We start from the raw sequence: 18,595 nt of genomic DNA on the forward strand, positions 1-18,595 counted from the left end.
GGGGCTATCCTGACACCAGGGGCATCCGGCTGACGCGGAGCGTCGAGGGATGCATTCCCACGCAGAGCGTGGGAACGAGCAAAGCAACTGACCCACGGCCTTGCCGGCAATGGCGATTTCGAAGGCGCCGCTGCCGACAAGCAACAACGCTACGCCTGGCCGGATACACCCGCGACCCTGGCGCGGGCGGTGTGCAGTTTTTTGTAGCTGTCGATCAGGCGCAGGTGCCGGTCGAGGCCTTCGAGGTTCACGCTCGTGGGCGTCAGGCCGAAGAAGCGTACGTTACCGTCCACCGAGCCAATCGCGGCGTCCATCCGCTCATTGCCGAACATCCGGCGGAAATTGACTTCGTAATCGGCCAGCTCCAGGTCTTCATCCAGCTGCATTTCCAGCACCGCGTTCACCGCCTGGTAAAACAGGCCGCGCTCCACCGTGTTGTCGTTGTACTGCAGGAACATCTCCACGAGTTCCTTGGCTTCTTCGAAGTTCTGCAGCGCCAGATGGATCAGCAGCTTCAACTCCAGAATGGTCAACTGCCCCCAGGCGGTGTTGTCGTCAAACTCGATGCCGATCAAGGTGTTGATGTCGGTGTAGTCGTCAAGCTCGCTTTCTTCCAGACGCTTGACCAAGGCTTTGAGGCCGGCCTTGTCCAGGCTGTGCAGGTTGAGGATGTCTTCACGGAAAAACAGCGCTTTGTTGGTGTTGTCCCAGATCAGATCGTCCAGCGGATAGATTTCCGAATAGTCCGGCACCAGAATCCGGCAAGCGGGTGCGCCCAGGTGTTCGTACACGGCCATGTAGGCTTGCTTGCCCATGTCCTGCAGGATGCCGAACAGGGTTGCGGCTTCCTCGGCATTGGAGTCTTCGCCCTGGCCTGAGAAATCCCACTCGACGAACGGGTAATCGGACCTGGCACTGAAGAAACGCCACGACACCACGCCGCTGGAGTCGATGAAGTGTTCGACGAAGTTGTTCGGCTCAGTCACCGCGTGGCCTTCGAAGGTCGGCTGCGGCAGGTCGTTCAGGCCCTCGAAACTGCGGCCCTGAAGCAATTCGGTCAGGCTGCGCTCCAGCGCCACTTCCAGGCTGGGGTGGGCGCCGAACGAAGCGAACACGCCGCCGGTGCGCGGATTCATCAGGGTGACGCACATGACCGGGAATTCCCCGCCCAGCGACGCATCCTTGACCAGCACCGGGAAGCCCTGCTCTTCCAGAGCCTGGATGCCCGCCACGATTGCCGGGTATTTTGCCAGCACCTGCGGCGGCACATCGGGCAGCGCCATTTCGCCTTCGATGATTTCGCGCTTGACCGCGCGCTCGAAGATTTCCGACAGGCACTGCACCTGGGCTTCGGCCAGGGTGTTGCCGGCGCTCATGCCGTTGCTCAGAAACAGGTTCTCGATCAGGTTGGAGGGGAAGTACACCACCTCGCCGTCCGACTGACGCACATAGGGCAGCGAGCAGATGCCGCGCTCGATGTTGCCGGAGTTGGTGTCATACAGATGCGAGCCACGCAGTTCGCCATCGCGGTTGTAGATCTTCAGGCAATAGGCGTCGAGGATTTCTGCCGGCAGTTCGTCCTTGCGGCCGGGCTGGAACCAGCGCTCGTTCGGATAGTGGACAAAGGCGGCGTTGGCGATCTCCTGACCCCAGAACTGGTCGTTGTAGAAGAAGTTGCAGTTGAGCCGCTCGATGAACTCGCCCAGCGCCGACGCCAGTGCACCTTCCTTGGTCGCGCCCTTGCCATTGGTGAAGCACATCGGTGAGTGAGCGTCGCGGATATGCAGCGACCAGACATTGGGCACGATGTTGCGCCACGAGGCGATCTCGATCTTCATGCCCAGGCCGGCCATGATCGCCGACATGTTGGCGATGGTCTGCTCCAGCGGCAAGTCCTTGCCCGCGATGTAGGTGCCGGCGCCGGAACCTGCGGCTGGCATCAACAACGCCTGGGCGTCGGCATCCAGGTTCTCGACTTCCTCGATGACGAACTCAGGCCCGGTCTGCACCACCTTCTTGACCGTGCAGCGGTCGATCGAGCGCAGGATGCCCTGGCGGTCCTTGGCAGAGATGTCCGCTGGCAACTCGACCTGGATCTTGAAGATCTGGTTGTAGCGGTTTTCCGGGTCAACGATGTTGTTCTGCGACAGGCGAATGTTGTCGGTGGGGATGCTGCGCGTATCGCAGTACAACTTCACGAAGTAGGCCGCGCACAACGCTGAGGAAGCAAGGAAGTAATCGAACGGCCCTGGCGCCGAGCCGTCACCCTTGTAGCGGATCGGCTGATCGGCCACCACCGTGAAGTCGTCGAACTTGGCCTCAAGGCGAAGATTGTCGAGAAAGTTGACCTTGATTTCCATGCGGGAACACCAGAATAACGAGCAAAAAATTGGCTGCCATTATCAAGTTTTCCCGGCAAAAGTCTTGTGCTTTTCAGCCACCGCCGCCGACCGGTGCCACCTTCGGTGGGTGTTGCGTCACGCCGCGCTGATCGAGCAGCCCTTACCGTAGCCGCCCGCCGCACCAGCCGTTTTATTCAGGATGTGAAAAAAATGTCAAAAAGTTGTTACCATCTGTGTATGTTTCTCATTAGCAATACGAGTAGCATTCAAACTTTGGCCTCTCACTGTCCCAGGAAATCTCCCCTTGAACCGTCGCCTCCCTGCCAGCCTGTTGCTTGCCGGCGCTTGCAGCACTTTGCCTTGCGCCTACGCAGCTGACGAAGTCACCTTGCCTTCCACTCAAATTCAAAGCAGCAGCACCGCACAGGCCGATGAGCCGAGCCAGGGCTATCAGGGCAAGACCGCCACCAGCACGACGCGCCTGGGGCTGTCGGACAAGGAAACGCCACAAGCGGTCACCACCGTGACCCGCGCCCAGATCGACGACTTCAAGCTCAACAGCGTCAGGGAGGCCCTGCGTGCGGCACCTTCGGTAACCGTGGAGCAGATCGAGACCGACCGTACCCAATTCACCTCGCGCGGCTTCACCATCAATACCTTCGAATATGACGGCATGGGCATGCCCTTCGCCGGCGACCTGCTGGTCGGCGACCAGGACCTGGCCGAGTACGAGCAGATCGACATTCTGCATGGCGCCAACGGCCTGATGAGCGGCACCGGCAACCCCTCGGCGACGGTCAATTTCGTGCGCAAGCGCCCCACCGCCACCCCACAGGCAAAGATCGGCATCAGTGCCGGTTCCTGGGACAGTCGTCGGGTCGATGTCGATGTTTCCGGCCCGCTGACCGACAGCGGCAACGTGCGCGGGCGTTTCATCTATGCCCACGACAAGGGCAATTCCTACCTGGACCGCTACAGCCACGAAGTCAACGTGGCCGCCGGCTTGTTGGACTTCGACCTGACCGACGCCGACACCCTGACCGTGGGCATCTCCCAGCACAACAGCGATTCCAATGGCAGTACCTGGGGCAACCTGCCGCTGCAGGACGACGACGGCAACCCGATCCACTACAGCAGCCGCAGCTCCAATGTCGGCCAGCCGTGGACCTACTGGAACATGCACACCCAGCGTGCCTTCGCCGAGCTCAAGCACGACTTCGGCAACGGCTGGAACAGCAAGCTGTCGCTGACCGGCATCACCCAGTACCAGGACACGGACATGTTCTACATCGCCGGCGTCTCCGGCGATGACGCTTCGGCTTATGCGACCCATATCACCAGTCGCGACCACCAGATGATCGGTGAGGCGCAAGTCTCCGGGCCGTTCAGCCTGTTCGGCCGCGACCACGAGCTGACCCTGGGTGCCAACTACGGCCGCGCTCATCACAAGGCCAACGAACACGACATCGACGCCGACGGCTACTACAACACCAGCTTCTCCGGCGCCCTGGCCGGCAATACGCTGCGCCCGCCGCTGGACTACACCTTCGACACCAACAACCAGAACTTCAGCGACACGCAGAAAAGCCTCTACGCCGGTACGCGTTTCAGTCTGCTGGACGATCTGCACTGGGTGGTCGGCGCGCGCATGCTCAGCGCCGATGGCAAGGGCGAAGACTACGGCGTGGATCACCACACCCGCGAACACGGCAAGGTCACCCCTTACTCCGGCCTGGTCTACGACCTCAACGATCAGTGGAGCGTTTATGGCAGCTGGACCCAGATCTTCACCCCGCAATACAAGGTCGGTACCAACGGCCGGATGCTCGATCCGGTAGAAGGCACCAGCAGCGAAGTCGGTATCAAGGGCAGCCTGGACAGCGGCCTGAACCTGACCGCCGCAGTGTTCAAGACCAAGCAGCAGAACGTTGCCGAGTACGTCGGCCTGGACGGTGGCCAGAGCCTCTACAACGGTCTGGACTACAAGAGCCACGGCGTGGAGCTGCAAGCCTCCGGTGAAGCGCTGTCAGGCCTTGAGCTGCTCGGCGGCTACACCTACGTACGCATCGACGACGACAACGGCGACCGTGCCCGCAAGTACGTGCCGACCCACAGCTTTCGCGGCCTTGCCACCTACCGCCTGCCGGGCATGCCACAGGCCAAGGTGGGCACTCGCCTGAGCTGGCAGGGGCCGGTCGAGAGCGACAGCAACAGTGCGGTGCGCCAGAACGCCTATGCGCTGGTGGACCTGATGACCAGCTACGACATCGACCAGCACTGGAGCACTTCGCTGAACCTGAACAACGTCACCGATCGCAAATACCTGTTGTCGCTGTATGAAAGCGCCACCAGCGCCAACTATGGCGCGCCACGCAATGTGACCGCCTCGCTGACCTGGACCTACTGATCGATCGCTTCCGCGGGCTCAGCCTCACCGAGCCCGCTGCACGCCTGTGGCCAGGCAGCAACGGCGGCAGCGCCCGACGGGTTGCTCAACGATGAGCGATAAACCCGCCCGGGTCCTGCACCGGCATGTGCCGCTTGCGCCGTCAAGTCACGAAAAATCGCCAGGCGCGGTGAATTATTTGCGCCCTCCTCGTATCTGATCCGACATAGCCGGTGCCATTAAAACAATGGCATCGACCTGACCCAGTAGCCGTCGCGGCCTCTCTCAACGGCCGAGCCAGCGGCTTGCGGCAACACCGATCAGCGACAGAGTATTTGGTAAATGAAATCACGTAAGCAGAGCGTCAGCCCCATCGGATTGAAAGACATCACCATCGTTGACGACGCGAAAATGCGCAAGGCGATCACCGCCGCTGCCTTGGGCAACGCCATGGAATGGTTCGACTTTGGCGTATACGGCTTCGTTGCCTATGTGCTGGGCAAGGTCTTCTTCCCCGGTGCCGATCCCAGCCTACAAATGATCGCAGCGCTGGCCACCTTCTCGGTTCCGTTTCTGATTCGTCCTCTGGGCGGGCTGTTCTTCGGCGCGTTGGGCGACAAGTACGGCAGGCAGAAAGTCCTGGCGGCCACCATCGTCATCATGTCGTTGAGCACCACCGCCATCGGCCTGATCCCTTCCTATGCGTCGATCGGCATCTGGGCGCCGATCCTGCTGCTGCTGGCCAAGATGGCCCAGGGTTTTTCGGTGGGCGGCGAGTACACCGGCGCCTCGATCTTCGTCGCCGAATACGCCCCGGACCGCAAGCGCGGTTTCCTTGGCAGCTGGCTGGATTTCGGCTCGATCGCAGGTTTCGTACTGGGCGCAGGGGTGGTGGTGCTGCTCACTGCGGTCATCGGCGAGGAGCAATTCCAGGCCTGGGGCTGGCGCCTGCCGTTCTTTCTCGCCCTGCCGCTGGGCATGCTCGGCCTCTACCTGCGTAACGCACTCGAAGAGACGCCGGCCTTCCAGCAGCACGTGGAAAAACTCGAACAAGGTGATCGCGAAGGCCTGGCGGCCGGCCCGAAAGTATCGTTCAAGGAAGTCGCCACCAAGCACTGGCGTAGCCTGATCACCTGCATCGGCATCGTGGTGGCGACCAACGTCACTTATTACACGCTGCTCACCTACATGCCCAGCTACCTGTCGCACAACCTGCACTACAGCGAAAATCGCGGGGTGTTGATCATCATCGCGATCATGGTTGGCATGCTGTTCGTGCAGCCGCTGATCGGTTTCATCAGCGACAAGATCGGCCGCCGGCCGTTTATCATCTGCGGCAGCATCGGCCTGCTGTTGCTGGCCATCCCGGCCTTCATGCTGATCAACAGCGGCAAGATCGCGCTGATTTTCGCAGGCTTGCTGTTGCTGGCGGTGATCCTCAACTTCTTTATCGGGGTGATGGCATCGACCCTGCCGGCGATGTTCCCCACCCACATCCGCTACAGCGCGCTGGCCAGCGCCTTCAACGTCTCGGTGCTGATCGCAGGCCTGACGCCCACCCTGCTCGCCTGGCTGGTAGAGAGCACCAACAACCTGTACATGCCCGCCTACTACCTGATGGTGATTGCGGTGATCGGCCTGATCACCGGCATCACCATGAAGGAAACCGCCAACCAGCCTCTGCGTGGAGCAGCCCCGGCGGCTTCCGACATCGAGGAAGCGCGGGAACTGCTGCAGGAGCACCACGACAATATCGAGCAGAAAATCGAAGACATCGACGCCGAGATCGCCGAGCTCCAGGCCAAGCGCAAAAACCTGGTGCAGCAGCACCCGCGCATCAATTGATCAGACCTCGCGCATCGGGCAAGGCGCTTGCAGCCTTGCCCGAACTTCATCGCGCCTGCCACCGGCCTCGATGCACCGCCGACGCCATGTAAACGCAGCAACGGCTGGCGCCCGGCTAGCGGCAGTTCACAGCGCCTGACTGGCCACCACGGCAGTGCGCTCGATGGCTGTCGGCTGCTTGGCCACGGCCGGGGCGGTCTCGCGCATTTTCAGGGCGCACAGTGTCGACACCACACCCAGCAGACTGAACAGCACCGCCGGCCCCATCCAGCCGACCTTGGCGAACAGCGCGGTGGCAATGAACGGCAAGGCGCCGGCCACCAGCGAGGCGCAGTTGTAGCCCAGGGAAATCCCCGAAGAACGTACGTTGGCCGGGAATTGCTCGGTGAACCAGCTGGCCTCGACGGCGAAGATCGGGTCGTGGCTGAGCAGCAGGGCCATCGCCACGGCCACGACGATCAGCACCACCACACCGCTGTTGATCATCATGAACATCGGGATGCCGAACACGATGGTGAACAGCGATCCGAGCAGAAACACCGGTTTGCGCCCGATCCGGTCACTCAGCGCGCCGTACATCAGGTGGCTGCCCAGCCCCAGCGCCGAACCGATCATCGTGCCCCACAGCACGTTCTCCTTGGCCGCCACACCGGCGAGCAGCACATACGACAGCATGAAGCTGGTGGCGATGTAGTAGCCGCCGGTTTCGGCCAGGCGCAAGCCGGCAATCTGCAGGATCTTGCGCCAGTCACTGCGGATCACTTGCAACGCCGGCTGCTTGACCAGGGTGTTGTCGGCCTTGGCCTTCTCGAACTCCGGTGACTCGCTGACGCCCAGGCGGATGTACATGCCCACCGCGACCATCAGTACCGAGGCCAGAAACGGCGCGCGCCACACCCATTCGCCTTGCAGCAGAGCACCGGACAGCAGGAAGGCACCGTTGGCCATCAACAGGCCCAGCGGGATGCCGATCTGCGGCACCGCGCCGAAGAAACCGCGACGATGCGCCGGTGCGTGTTCGCAGGCCATCAGCACCGCCCCGCCCCATTCGGCACCGAAGCCGATACCCTGGATCATGCGCAGCAGGATCAGCAACACCGGCGCCAGCAAGCCTGCCTGTTCATAGGTGGGCAATGCGCCGATCAGCACCGTGGCACCGCCCATGGCCAGCAGCGACCACAACAGCACGGTCTTGCGGCCCAGGCGATCACCGAAGTGACCTGCCAGATAGCCGCCCAGCGGGCGCATGAAAAAACCCACGGCCATGGTCGCGAATGCCGCGAGAATGCCGATGATCGGCTCTGTGGTGTGAAAGAAAACCTGGCCGAACCAGCCAGCGGCGGCCGTGCCGTAGATGAAGAAGTCGTAACTCTCCACGGCCGAACCGATCATCGAAGCGAAGGAGACTTTCGCCGCCTTGTCGCGCGGCTGGCTTGACGCCGTTTGGGATCTGCTCATGGCACACTCCGGACTCATTTATTGTTGTTGTAATGGGCAGGCGCAACCCTGCCTTGTAGGCGATGCAACCCTGGCGCCACTGCGCGGACGCTACTGCCAGGTTTCGATGACGCGGCTGTCATCACGTTTACCAAGCCCGGCCTCGGACGCCGTGCAAAAGCGCGCGTGAGCAACCTCGAGCAATGGCACGGCAGCAGCGCAATCCTGCGCAGCGGCGGCCACCAGACCGCTGTCCTTGACGAAGATATCCACCATGCTGGTGACGCGCGTGTCGGTGCCTTCCAGCATGCGCGGGCCACGATCGGAGAGCATCCATGAGCCGCCCGCGCCGTGCTGAACCAGATCCAGGACCTGCGCAGGATCGAGCCCCAGCGCACGGGCCAGGTTCAATGCTTCGGCTGCGGCAACCAAATGCACGGAGCACAGATGCTGGTTGACCACCTTGATCGCCTGACCGTCGCCCACATCGGCGCCGCAGGCTTTGACGGTGCCCATGCTGCCCAACACTGGCTGCACATGGTCGATGGCCGATGGCGCGCCGGAGGCGAAAATCAACAGGCTGCCGGTCTGCGCGCGGGCAACGCCACCGGTTACCGGCGCGTCCACCACGTGCACGCCTTTGCCCTGCAGGCGCAGGGCTTGTTCGCGCACCGAAGCCGGTCCGACGGTGCTCATGATCACCCAATGCTGGCCCGGTTTGAGCGCGTCGCATTGGTTCACCAGCGACTCCAGCTGCGCAGGGGTGGCGACCATCACCACCACCACGTCGGCGTCGATGGCCGTGCGCCAGTCGGCACTGGCTTCAATGCCTTGTGCCTGGGCTGCGGCACGCCCCGCCTCGCTCAACTCAATCCCGACCACGCTGTGGCCGGCCTGTTGGATCTGTCGTGCCATGGGCAGGCCGATGGCGCCCAGACCGATGAATGCAACGTTCATGTTCGAAGTCCTCATGCCAGCCACAGGCGGATGTTGGCCGCCATGGTTTCGGTGGAAATGCCATAGCGATCGTGCAGGGTTGGCAGCGCACCGGCATCGAGAAACGCGTCCGGCAAGGCGATCTGCCGGAAGACGGGATTGACCCGCGCTTTCATCAGCGTCAGCGCCACGGCCTCACCCAGCCCGCCAACGGTGCTGTGGTTTTCCGCGACCACCACCAGACGCCCACTGCGCCGGCATTGCTCGATGATGGTGGCCTCGTCCAGCGGCTTGATGGTCGGCACATGCAGCACGGCGACATCGGCACTGCCATCGCCCAGCAGCTCGGCCACTTCCAGCGCGCGCATGGTCATGATGCCGCTGGAAATGATCAGCACATCCTTGCCGTCACGCAGCAGCTTGGCCTTGCCCAGCTCGAAGGTGTAATCGTACTGGTCCAGGACCATCGGCACTTTGCCGCGCAACAGGCGCATGTACACCGGGCCGTTGTGCTCGGCCATGGCGGCGACCGCTTGTGCGGTATCCAGGGCATCGCACGGGTCGATTACCGTAAGCCCCGGCACCGCACGCATCAGCGCCAGATCATCGGTGGCCTGGTGGCTGGGACCATAGCCGGTGGTGAGTCCGGGAAGCGCGGCACAGATCTTGACGTTGAGGTTCTCCTCGGCAATCACCTGATGGATGAAGTCGTAGGCACGCCGGGTGGCAAACACCGCATAGGTGGTGGCGAACGGGATCATGCCTTCCTTGGCCATGCCCCCGGCCGCGGCCATGAGCAATTGTTCGGCCATGCCCATCTGCAGATGACGCTCTGGAAACTCGCGGCCGAAAATGTGCAGATCGGTGTATTTGGACAGGTCGGCGGTCATCCCGACGATGCGCGGGTCACGCTGCGCCGCAGCAACCAGCGCGTGGCCGAACGGTGCGGTTTCGGTGCGCTGCCCTTCGCTGGCGATGGAGGCGATCATCGCGGAGGTGGTCAGGCGTGGCTTTGGTAGGGTTGGCGTGCCCATTTCAGTGTGTCCCCTTTTCGCAATTGGCGTGGTAGTTGGCATCCAGCACGTTGATCGCTGCTTGCCACTCGTCAGGCTCGACGCGAATGAAATGGTTTTTTTCACGGGTTTCAAGGAAGTCGACGCCCTTGCCCATCAAGGTGTCGAACAGGATCACCCGAGGCTTGGCGTCGGTCAGGGCCATGGCCTGATCAAACGCCGCCAGCACTGCGGCCAAATCGTTGCCGTCGACCCGCTGCACGTACCAGCCGAAGGCCTGCCATTTGTCGACCAGGGGTTCGAAGTCGAGAATCTCGTGGGAGTTGCCATCGGCCTGTTGTTTGTTCAGGTCGACCAGCGCGATCAGATTGCCCAGCTTGTGGTGCGCGGCGGACATCGCCGCTTCCCAGGTCGAGCCCTCATCCAGCTCGCCGTCGGACATGGAGTTGAACACCCACGCCGGATTGTTTTTCATGCGCAACGCCAAGGCCATGCCGACCCCGATCGGCAATCCCTGACCCAGCGAGCCGCCGGACATTTCCATGCCGGGCGTGTAGCTGGCCATGCCCGACATCGGCAGACGGCTGTCGTCGGAACCGTAGGTCTGCAGCTCGCTTTCGGGAATGATTCGGGCTTCGATCAAGGCGGCGTACAGCGCGATGGCGTAGTGACCGTGCGACAACAGGAAGCGGTCGCGGCCGTCCCACAGCGGGTCGTGGGGACGAACTTTCATGGCGTGGCAGTAGGCGGTGGCCAGCACATCGGCCCAGCCGAGCGCCTGCCCGACATAGCCCTGGCCCTGGACTTCGCCCATGCGCAAGGCAAAACGGCGGATGCGCCAGGCGTGATGGGCCAGACGTGCAAGTGGCTCCAGCGCCACATCGGCACTTTGGGAAATTATTGTCATTATGGGTTCCTGCTCTTTCAGTGAGTGCGCAGGCAGGCGACTGATGTGCTTAATTCATCAAACCACCTGCATACAACCTGAACCCAAGCTAACATCAGCAAATAACCCCTTACAAAAGACATTTTCACAGCAATGAGTGAACAGAATTCAGCAATCCAGAGACTGCGTCGGGTGCCGCTTTCATCCTTGCGGGTTTTCGAGGCAGCGGGCCGCAGCGGCTCGTTCATCCAGGCGGCGCAAGAGCTGGGGATTTCCTCGAGCGCGGTCAGCCATTCGATCCGCAAACTCGAAGAGGCGATCGAAATCCAGCTGTTCGAGCGCACCACGCGGGAGGTCAACCTGACGCCCAAGGGCCGCTTGTTGATGGAACATGTGCAACGCGGACTGGATGAAATGCAGCGCGGCTTTGCCCTGGCCAGGACTGATGAGCCACCGCCGCTGCGCCTGCACACCGCGCCCAGCTTCGGCATGCAATGGCTGATGCCCAGGTTGTCGCGCTTCGTCCAGGCGTACCCGGCCATCGACCTGCGCTTCTCCGCCAGCACCGACTACGCGCAGTTCGAGAATGACGACTTCGACCTGGACGTGGTCTACGGCGAGCCCCGCTCAAGCCTCAACGAAAAGGTGCCGCTGGCGGTCGAGCACCTCACCCCGCTGTGCAGCCCGCAACTGGCTCGCAGCATTCACAGCCCGCAGGATCTGTACGAGCACCGGCTGATCCAATGCGATGTGCAGATGCTGCAATGGAAAGGCTGGTTCGAAGCCAACCACCTGATGCCACCCCACCACTACGCCCTGCGCTTCGACCGTAGCAACATGGCCATCGCCGCAGCGGTGAACGGCATGGGCGTGGTCCTGGAGTCGACCCTGCTGGCGCAGCGCGAGCTGGAAACCGGCACCCTGGTTGCGCCGTTGCGCAGCGTGACCCACGATATCCAGTACATCGGTCATTACCTGGTCTATCCAAAGCGACGGACCCGGCATGAGGCTGCCGAGGTGTTCATCAAGTGGATGCTCGATGAGTTGGGGGTCGGGCCGGCGGTGTCGTCGCAGGAGTGAAGACGGCGGCGCTGTTTGGCTTGATGCAGCGAGAGGGCAAAGCCTGTCAGTGAGCGGTCAGCTCTGGCGCAAAGCCGCTGGCTGACGCAGGCCCTATTTCACCAGACGGGTTTCCCTGGACGGCCGATACCCGAAATAGGCGCTGTAGCACTTACTGAAATGGCTGGGCGATACGAACCCGCAAGCGACCAGCACCTCCACCTGAGACAGCTCGGTGTGTTGCAACAGCCGCCGCGCTTCAGTGATGCGCAGTTCGAGGTAGTAACGCTGCGGGGTGGTGCCCAGTTGCTCCTTGAACAGGCGCTCGATCTGCCGCCGCGAACGGCCGGCGTACACCGCCAGCTGGTCCATCTCCAGCGGCTCTTCGAGGTTGGCGTCCATCAGGTTGACCACTTCGCGCAGTGGCGCACTGACAGAGAGATTGCGGCTGGGTTTGATGCGCCGGTAGCGCGATTCCTCGAACGACAGGATGTCCTCGATGCCCTCGACCAGCGCCTTGTCGTGCAGTCCCTTGATCCACTCCAGCGCCATGTGGAAAGCACCTGCCGGGCTCGACGCGGTCAGCCGGTCGCGGTCCACCACGAAAGCCTCGCTGGTCACGTGACTGACCCTGGCGATTTCGGCCAGCGCCGGGCGGTGTTCGGGGTGAATCGCACAACGGTAGCCTTCGAGCAGCCCCGCCATGCCCAGAAACCAGGCACCGTTCCATAGCCCGGCCAGGGTGATCCCCAGTCCGGAGGCCGTTACCAGCAGGTTGATCAGCTCATCGCTGGCCTTCAGTTCGGTGCGATAGCCGCCACAGATCACCAGCAGATCGAGTTCCTTGAGCGCCGGTATTTCCAGCCGCGCGTCGGGGCGAATGACCAGGCCCAGGTCGCTCACCACTTCACCCTCCTGCAGGCCGAAAGTGCGTGAGGTGAACAGCTTGGGGCGCAGCAGATTGGCGGTGACGATGGTGTCCAGCGCCTGGGTGAAGGCTGGCAGGGAAAAATGTTCCAGCAGCACAAAGCCGGTGCGCGTGTGCGCGCACGGCTGCTTTGTGCTCTGGTCGAGGTAGCGAAGGTTCTTGCCCTTCATGCCGCCACTGAATTCCCGTCTTTCGCTCAACGTTCGCCTCGCCTGGAATGTGTTGAAAGTGCAGGCCGCAGACTATCCGAAACCGCGAGCCACTGACACAAAGCCCGGCTCAGCCCTTGAGCGCGGCCTCGATCAGCGCGATGTCGATTCGGGTCATGGTCATCATGGCGTCGAAGGCGCGCCGGGCGGCTGCCTTGTCGGGATGGGTGATCGCCGCCGTCAGGGCACGCGGCGTGATCTGCCATGACAGCCCCCATTTGTCCTTGCACCAGCCGCAGGCGCTGGCTTGCCCGCCGTTATCGATGATGGTGTGCCACAGGCGGTCGGTTTCGGCCTGATTGTCCGTCGCCACTTGAAACGAGAACGCTTCGCTGTGGCTGAACATTGGCCCGCCATTGAGCCCGAGACAGGGAATGCCCAACACCGTGAATTCAACCGTCAGAATGTCCCCCTGTTTGCCCGAGGGGTAATCGCCGGGCGCGTGGTGAACCGCCGTCACCGCGCTGTCCGGAAAGGTCGCGGCGTAGAACGTCGCAGCCTCCAGCGCCGCGCCGTCGTACCAGAGACAAATCGTGTTTTTGTTGGCCATGTGAGTTCTCCAGCGATGGGAGTGAAGCCTTGAGTCTAGTCAGCGCAGTGTTGGCCGTGGGTTTCGGGACCCAGGGCGTGGGGCCAGAGTCCGAATGTCAGCCAAGGTGCTCTGGACAGGCGGCTTGCCGACCCATACGCCCGATTTCATCCCGGCTTGTCGCATCTGACCCATGGGATGGACGCTGCACTTGGTGTTAAATACCGCCTTTGGGTTGGACGTTCACCCCCGGCGCGCAGCGCAGCGAATTGGAAATCGATATGAAAAACCATTTTGAGACACCTGATGCCCTTCACTCCGGTCGCTGGGCGGTAGCAGCATGATCGAGGTCACCGAGGTTTCCATCGCCCAGCTGCGCGCCGCGCTGGAGTCCGGCGCGACCACGGCGGTCGAACTGGTGCGTGCCTACCTGGCCAGGATCGACGCCTACGACGGCCCGGACACCGACACCGCACTCAATGCCGTGGTGGTGCGCAACCCTGATGCACTGAGCGAGGCCGAGGCGGCCGATGAGCGCCGGCGTCATGGCCGCACGCTGAGTCCTCTGGACGGCATTCCTTACACCGCCAAGGACAGCTATCTGGTCAAGGGCCTCACCGCAGCATCGGGAAGCCCGGCCTTTGCCGAGCTGGTGGCCCATCGCGACGCGTTCACCATTGAACGCCTGCGCGCGGCCGGGGCGATCTGCCTGGGCAAGACCAATATGCCGCCCATGGCCAACGGCGGCATGCAGCGAGGGGTGTACGGCCGGGCAGAGAGCCCGTACAACGCCGCCTGGCTCACTGCACCCTTCGCCTCCGGCTCATCGAATGGCGCCGGCACCGCGACCGCCGCCAGTTTCGCCGCGTTCGGGCTGGCTGAAGAAACCTGGTCCAGCGGTCGCGGGCCTGCCTCCAACAACGGTCTGTGCGCCTACACCCCGTCCCGCGGCGTGATCTCGGTGCGCGGCAACTGGCCGCTGACGCCGACCATGGACGTGGTGGTGCCCTTCGCCCGGACCATGGCCGACCTGCTCGAAGTGCTGGATGTAATCGTCGCGCAAGATCCTGATAAACGTGGCGACCTGTGGCGCCTGCAACCCTGGGTGCCGATACCGAGCGTGGCCTCGGTGCGCCCCGCCTCGTACGCAGAACTGGCAGTGAGTGCCGGTGCGCTGGCCGGCAAACGCCTGGGCATCCCGCGCATGTACATCAATGCCGACCCTGAAGCCGGCACCAGCGCGGCACCGGGCATTGGCGGGCCTACCGGGCAACGGATCAACACCCGCCCCTCGGTGATCGGGCTGTGGGAGGACGCGCGCAGAGCGCTCCAGGACGCTGGCGCCGAAGTGATCGAGGTCGACTTCCCGCTGGTCTCCCATTGCGAAGGCGACCGCCCCGGCGCACCGACGGTGTTCAATCGCGGCATCGTTTCCAAGGAGTTTTTGCACCACGAGCTGTGGGACTTGTCGGCCTGGGCGTTCGACGATTTCCTGCAGGCCAACGGCGATCCGAAGCTCAATCGTCTGGTGGATGTCGACGGCCCGAAGATTTTCCCCCATGACCCCGGAACCCTGCCCAACCGTGAAGGTGATCTGGCCGCCGGCATGGACGAGTACGTGCGCATGGCCGAGCGCGGCATCACGCCGTGGGACAAAATCGAAACACTGGAGGACGGTCTGCGCGGCCTGGAACAAACCCGCAAGATGGACCTGGAAGACTGGATGGACCACCTGGGGCTCGACGCCGTGTTGTTCCCCACCGTGGCCGATGTCGGGCCAGCGGACGCCGACGTCAATCCCGAGTCGGCGGACCTTGCCTGGAGCAACGGCGTCTGGGTGGCCAACGGCAACCTCGCGATCCGCCACCTGGGGGTCCCGACCGTCACCGTGCCCATGGGCATCATGCCGGACATCGGCATGCCGGTCGGGCTGACTTTCGCCGGCCGTGCCTATGACGACTCGACCCTGCTGCGACTGGCCTCGGCGTTCGAATCCACCGGCGCCAAGCGTATCATTCCACCGCGCACGCCGCCTTTGTCTACCCGAAGCGACCCAGCCTGAGAGAGGAAACGACATGCTTTTACATCTGTCGACATGGTGCGAGATCGAGCAATTTCTGACGCGAAGCCGCACCATCGTGGTCCCCATCGGCTCCAACGAACAACACGGCCCGACAGGGTTGCTGGGCACCGACTGGATGTGCCCGCAGATCATCGCGCAAGAGGCGCAGAAAAGCGCCGACATCCTCATCGCGCCGACCTTCAACATCGGCATGGCTCAGCATCACCTGGGCTTCCCCGGGACCATTTCCCTGCGTCCTTCGACCTTCATCGCCGCCATCGGTGACTGGACGCGCTCACTGGTCGGCCACGGCTTCGAGAAAATCCTCTTCCTCAATGGCCACGGCGGCAACATCGCCTCCATTGAAGCGGCGTTCTCCGAGCTCTACGCCGAAGCCAGCTTCGCCGGTCGCCCGGCAGGCTTCGCGCTGAAACTGCGCAACTGGTGGGACCTGGAAGGCGTCGGCAGACTGGCCCACGAGCAATTCCCGACCGGCCATGGCGCGCACGCCACACCGTCGGAGATCGCCGTGACCCAGTGGGCCTATCCGGACTCGATCAAGTCGGCTGCGTACTCGCCACAAATCGCGCCGATGGGGCCAATTCGCGAAGCCCGCGACTTCCGCGCACGCTTCCCCGATGGCCGCATGGGCTCGGACCCGGACCTGGCCACGCCGGAAAAAGGCGGTGAACTGGTCATGCTCGCGGCAAAGGGATTGGTGCGCGAACTGGACGCTTTCAGCCGGGAACTGGCCCCGCAGTGAGACTGCACCCCAAGCCTGCGACCGGTATCGCGGCGATCGCGGTCATCAACTGACCACGAACCCTCGTCCCGGCACGCCGGTCATGCCTACGCCACGCCATTCAGTTCAGCCAGCATATCGGGCGTGATTTTCAGTTCACTGGCGCTGAGGTTTTCCCGCAGATGCGCCACTGACGAGGTGCCTGGGATCAGCAGGATATTGGGCGCCCGTTGCAGCAGCCAGGCCAGCGCGACGCACAGTGGCGAAGCATCCATGCGCGTGGCGACGCTGGACAGCGTCTCCGATTGCAGTGGCGTGAAGCCGCCCAGCGGGAAGAACGGCACATAGGCGATGCCCTGCTCGCCCAGTTCAACGATCAATTGCTCGTCATCGCGGTGCGACAGGTTGTAGTGGTTCTGCACGCAGACAACGTCAGCGATCGCTTGCGCCTGTTTGATCTGGCTGGCAGTGACATTGCTCAGGCCCAGATGACGGATCAGCCCCTGGCGCTGAAGTTCGGCAAGGGCGGTGAACTGCTCCTCGATGGACTCCTCACCCGGCGCATGCATGTTGCCCCACGCTCGCAGGTTGACCACCTCCAGCACGTCCAGCCCCAGGTTGCGCAGGTTGTCATGCACCGCACGGGTCAGTTCGGCCGGGGTCTGCGCCGGATTCCACGACGCATCGGCGCCACGTTGCGCGCCGACCTTGGTGACGATGAGCAGATCGTCGGCATAGGGATGCAGGGCCTCGTGGATCAGCTGGTTGGTGATGTGCGGACCGTAGAAATCCGAGGTGTCGATGTGATTCACACCCAGGGCCAGTGCCTCGCGCAATACCGCGATCGCTGCCTTGGAGTCTTTTGGCGGGCCGAATACGCCGGGGCCGGCCAGTTGCATGGCGCCGTAGCCCATGCGATTGACGCGTCGCTCGCCGATCGAAAACGTGCCTGCTGTGCTGGCGTTGCTCATGTTGTGTGCCTCTCTCGCAGATGGTGCAACCACTATAGGCGTTGACCACCGCACCGATAATCGGGTGCAATCGGCACGGGTTGTACGGGAGAGCGAACAATGGCGGCAGATATTCAAGACTTGCTGGCCTTTGTGGCCGTGGTCAACGCAGGCGGGTTTCGCGAGGGCGCACGCCTGAGCGGCAAATCGGCCTCCAGCCTCAGTGATGCAGTGCGACGCATCGAAGCACGCCTGGGTGTGCGTCTGCTCAACCGCACCACTCGCAGCGTCGTGCCGACCGAAGCCGGCGCGCGGCTGATGGAGCGCATCGTGCCGGCACTGGGCGAAGTCGAGTCGGCGCTGGATGTGGTCAACGATTTCCGCGACCGACCTTCCGGCACGCTGAAACTCAACGTGCCGGCCAGTGCGGCAAGGCTGGTGCTACCGGCAATCATTACGCCATTTCTCAAGGCCCATCCCGACATCCGTCTGGAGGTCATCGTCGAGGAGAGTTTCGTCGACATTCTCGCTGCTGGCTGCGACGCGGGCATTCGCTACGACGAGCGCCTGGAGCAGGACATGATTGCCGTGCCGATCGGCCCCAGGTTCCAACGCTTTGCCACCGCCGCCTCCCCTGCCTACCTGCGTGCCAGAGGCCGACCTGAGCACCCGCGCGAGCTGCTGGACCACGCCTGCCTGCGCGGCCGATTCCCCAGCGGGTCGACGCCGTTGTGGGAATACGAACGCGACGGCGAAATCGTTCGTGTCGACCCGACCGGTCCATTGCTGGTGAACATTGCAGGTGGGGTCGATCTGGCCGTGCAGGCTGCTATCGACGGGCTGGGCGTGGTCGCGCTGTTCGAAGACTGGCTGCGCCCGCACCTGGAAAGCGGCGCCCTGCAACCGGTACTTGAACCCTGGTGGCAGACGTTTACCGGACCGATGCTCCATTACCCGGGCCGGCATTACTTGCCTTCGCCATTGCGGGCGTTCGTGGATTTCATCAAGGCCGGTTGAAGCGCCTGCTCGGGTTTTATTTCGACCAATGCGCGGGGGACGTTGAATGCCGCGCTGATGCTCGGACGCGAATAGAGGGTGGGGCAAAGCTGGATAAATCACCTACAGCACTAAGAGAATGCTCCTCCAGGGTTGTTCATTGACGCGGTGACTCATGGGCGTAACCTGCTGACGCGCAGTACGTTCGCCACTTCAGTTGTTGAAACGACCGGCCGGCAGCGACCCTCGGCGAACGTCAGGACAGGCTTTTTTCA

Annotated in this window: 14 protein-coding genes; 6 read left to right on the forward strand and 8 right to left on the reverse strand. The window is 62.8% G+C overall.

What is annotated here, in order from left to right:
* Window positions 1–149: 149 nt before the first annotated feature.
* Window positions 150–2,360 (reverse strand): OsmC domain/YcaO domain-containing protein, encoded by a 2,211-nt coding sequence (locus ACI2KS_RS26335; protein ID WP_404623954.1) that lies wholly within the window; start codon window positions 2,358–2,360, stop codon window positions 150–152.
* Window positions 2,361–2,646: 286 nt separating this feature from the next.
* On the opposite strand from ACI2KS_RS26335, the gene ACI2KS_RS26340 reads away from it, so the two are divergent.
* Together ACI2KS_RS26340 and proP are read left to right on the forward strand one after the other, a co-directional pair.
* Window positions 2,647–4,749 carry a TonB-dependent siderophore receptor gene (locus ACI2KS_RS26340; RefSeq protein WP_404623955.1) on the forward strand — a complete coding sequence of 701 codons (2,103 nt, stop codon included), beginning with the start codon at window positions 2,647–2,649 and terminating at the stop codon, window positions 4,747–4,749.
* A 321-nt stretch (window positions 4,750–5,070) separates the two neighbouring features.
* Window positions 5,071–6,573 (forward strand): glycine betaine/L-proline transporter ProP, encoded by a 1,503-nt coding sequence (gene proP / locus ACI2KS_RS26345; protein ID WP_404623956.1) that lies wholly within the window; start codon window positions 5,071–5,073, stop codon window positions 6,571–6,573.
* 126 nt (window positions 6,574–6,699) lie between these two features.
* Here proP and ACI2KS_RS26350 read toward each other — a convergent pair whose 3' ends face one another.
* The 4 genes from ACI2KS_RS26350 to ACI2KS_RS26365 form a co-directional block, all read right to left on the reverse strand.
* The gene (locus ACI2KS_RS26350; protein WP_404623957.1) at window positions 6,700–8,031 is read right to left on the reverse strand and encodes an MFS transporter; all 1,332 of its coding nucleotides are present in this window, start codon (window positions 8,029–8,031) and stop codon (window positions 6,700–6,702) included.
* A 90-nt stretch (window positions 8,032–8,121) separates the two neighbouring features.
* Window positions 8,122–8,967, reverse strand: coding sequence for an NAD(P)-dependent oxidoreductase (locus tag ACI2KS_RS26355; RefSeq protein ID WP_404623958.1), 846 nt, complete (start codon window positions 8,965–8,967; stop codon window positions 8,122–8,124).
* Between the two features lie 11 nt (window positions 8,968–8,978).
* The gene (locus tag ACI2KS_RS26360) at window positions 8,979–9,980 is read right to left on the reverse strand and encodes a transketolase family protein (RefSeq protein ID WP_404623959.1); all 1,002 of its coding nucleotides are present in this window, start codon (window positions 9,978–9,980) and stop codon (window positions 8,979–8,981) included.
* Between the two features lies 1 nt (window position 9,981).
* Window positions 9,982–10,866, reverse strand: a complete 885-nt coding sequence (locus tag ACI2KS_RS26365) for a transketolase (RefSeq protein WP_404623960.1) — start codon at window positions 10,864–10,866, stop codon at window positions 9,982–9,984.
* Window positions 10,867–10,998: 132 nt separating this feature from the next.
* Between ACI2KS_RS26365 and ACI2KS_RS26370 the strand changes: the two genes are divergently transcribed.
* The gene (locus tag ACI2KS_RS26370; RefSeq protein WP_404623961.1) at window positions 10,999–11,925 is read left to right on the forward strand and encodes a LysR substrate-binding domain-containing protein; all 927 of its coding nucleotides are present in this window, start codon (window positions 10,999–11,001) and stop codon (window positions 11,923–11,925) included.
* A gap of 93 nt (window positions 11,926–12,018) precedes the next feature.
* Here the strand turns inward: ACI2KS_RS26370 and ACI2KS_RS26375 are convergent, their stop codons facing one another.
* Entirely contained in the window at window positions 12,019–13,032 is a 1,014-nt protein-coding gene (locus ACI2KS_RS26375; RefSeq protein ID WP_404623962.1) for a GlxA family transcriptional regulator, read from the reverse strand.
* A gap of 79 nt (window positions 13,033–13,111) precedes the next feature.
* Window positions 13,112–13,591 carry a VOC family protein gene (locus tag ACI2KS_RS26380; protein ID WP_404623963.1) on the reverse strand — a complete coding sequence of 160 codons (480 nt, stop codon included), beginning with the start codon at window positions 13,589–13,591 and terminating at the stop codon, window positions 13,112–13,114.
* A gap of 319 nt (window positions 13,592–13,910) precedes the next feature.
* Between ACI2KS_RS26380 and ACI2KS_RS26385 the strand changes: the two genes are divergently transcribed.
* Together ACI2KS_RS26385 and ACI2KS_RS26390 are read left to right on the forward strand one after the other, a co-directional pair.
* Entirely contained in the window at window positions 13,911–15,632 is a 1,722-nt protein-coding gene (locus ACI2KS_RS26385; RefSeq protein ID WP_404623964.1) for an amidase, read from the forward strand.
* Between the two features lie 13 nt (window positions 15,633–15,645).
* The gene (locus tag ACI2KS_RS26390; RefSeq protein ID WP_404623965.1) at window positions 15,646–16,395 is read left to right on the forward strand and encodes a creatininase family protein; all 750 of its coding nucleotides are present in this window, start codon (window positions 15,646–15,648) and stop codon (window positions 16,393–16,395) included.
* 86 nt (window positions 16,396–16,481) lie between these two features.
* On the opposite strand, the gene ACI2KS_RS26395 is transcribed toward ACI2KS_RS26390, so the two are convergent.
* Complete coding sequence (locus ACI2KS_RS26395; protein WP_404623966.1) at window positions 16,482–17,345, reverse strand: aldo/keto reductase family oxidoreductase; 864 nt, start codon at window positions 17,343–17,345, stop codon at window positions 16,482–16,484.
* A gap of 99 nt (window positions 17,346–17,444) precedes the next feature.
* Between ACI2KS_RS26395 and ACI2KS_RS26400 the strand changes: the two genes are divergently transcribed.
* A complete protein-coding gene (locus tag ACI2KS_RS26400) occupies window positions 17,445–18,341 on the forward strand; it encodes a LysR family transcriptional regulator (RefSeq protein ID WP_404623967.1) in 897 nt (298 codons plus the stop codon).
* Window positions 18,342–18,595: the final 254 nt, after the last annotated feature.

The sequence above is a fragment of the Pseudomonas sp. NPDC087358 genome, from assembly GCF_044900785.1.
In the GTDB taxonomy this organism is placed as follows: Bacteria; Pseudomonadota; Gammaproteobacteria; order Pseudomonadales; family Pseudomonadaceae; genus Aquipseudomonas.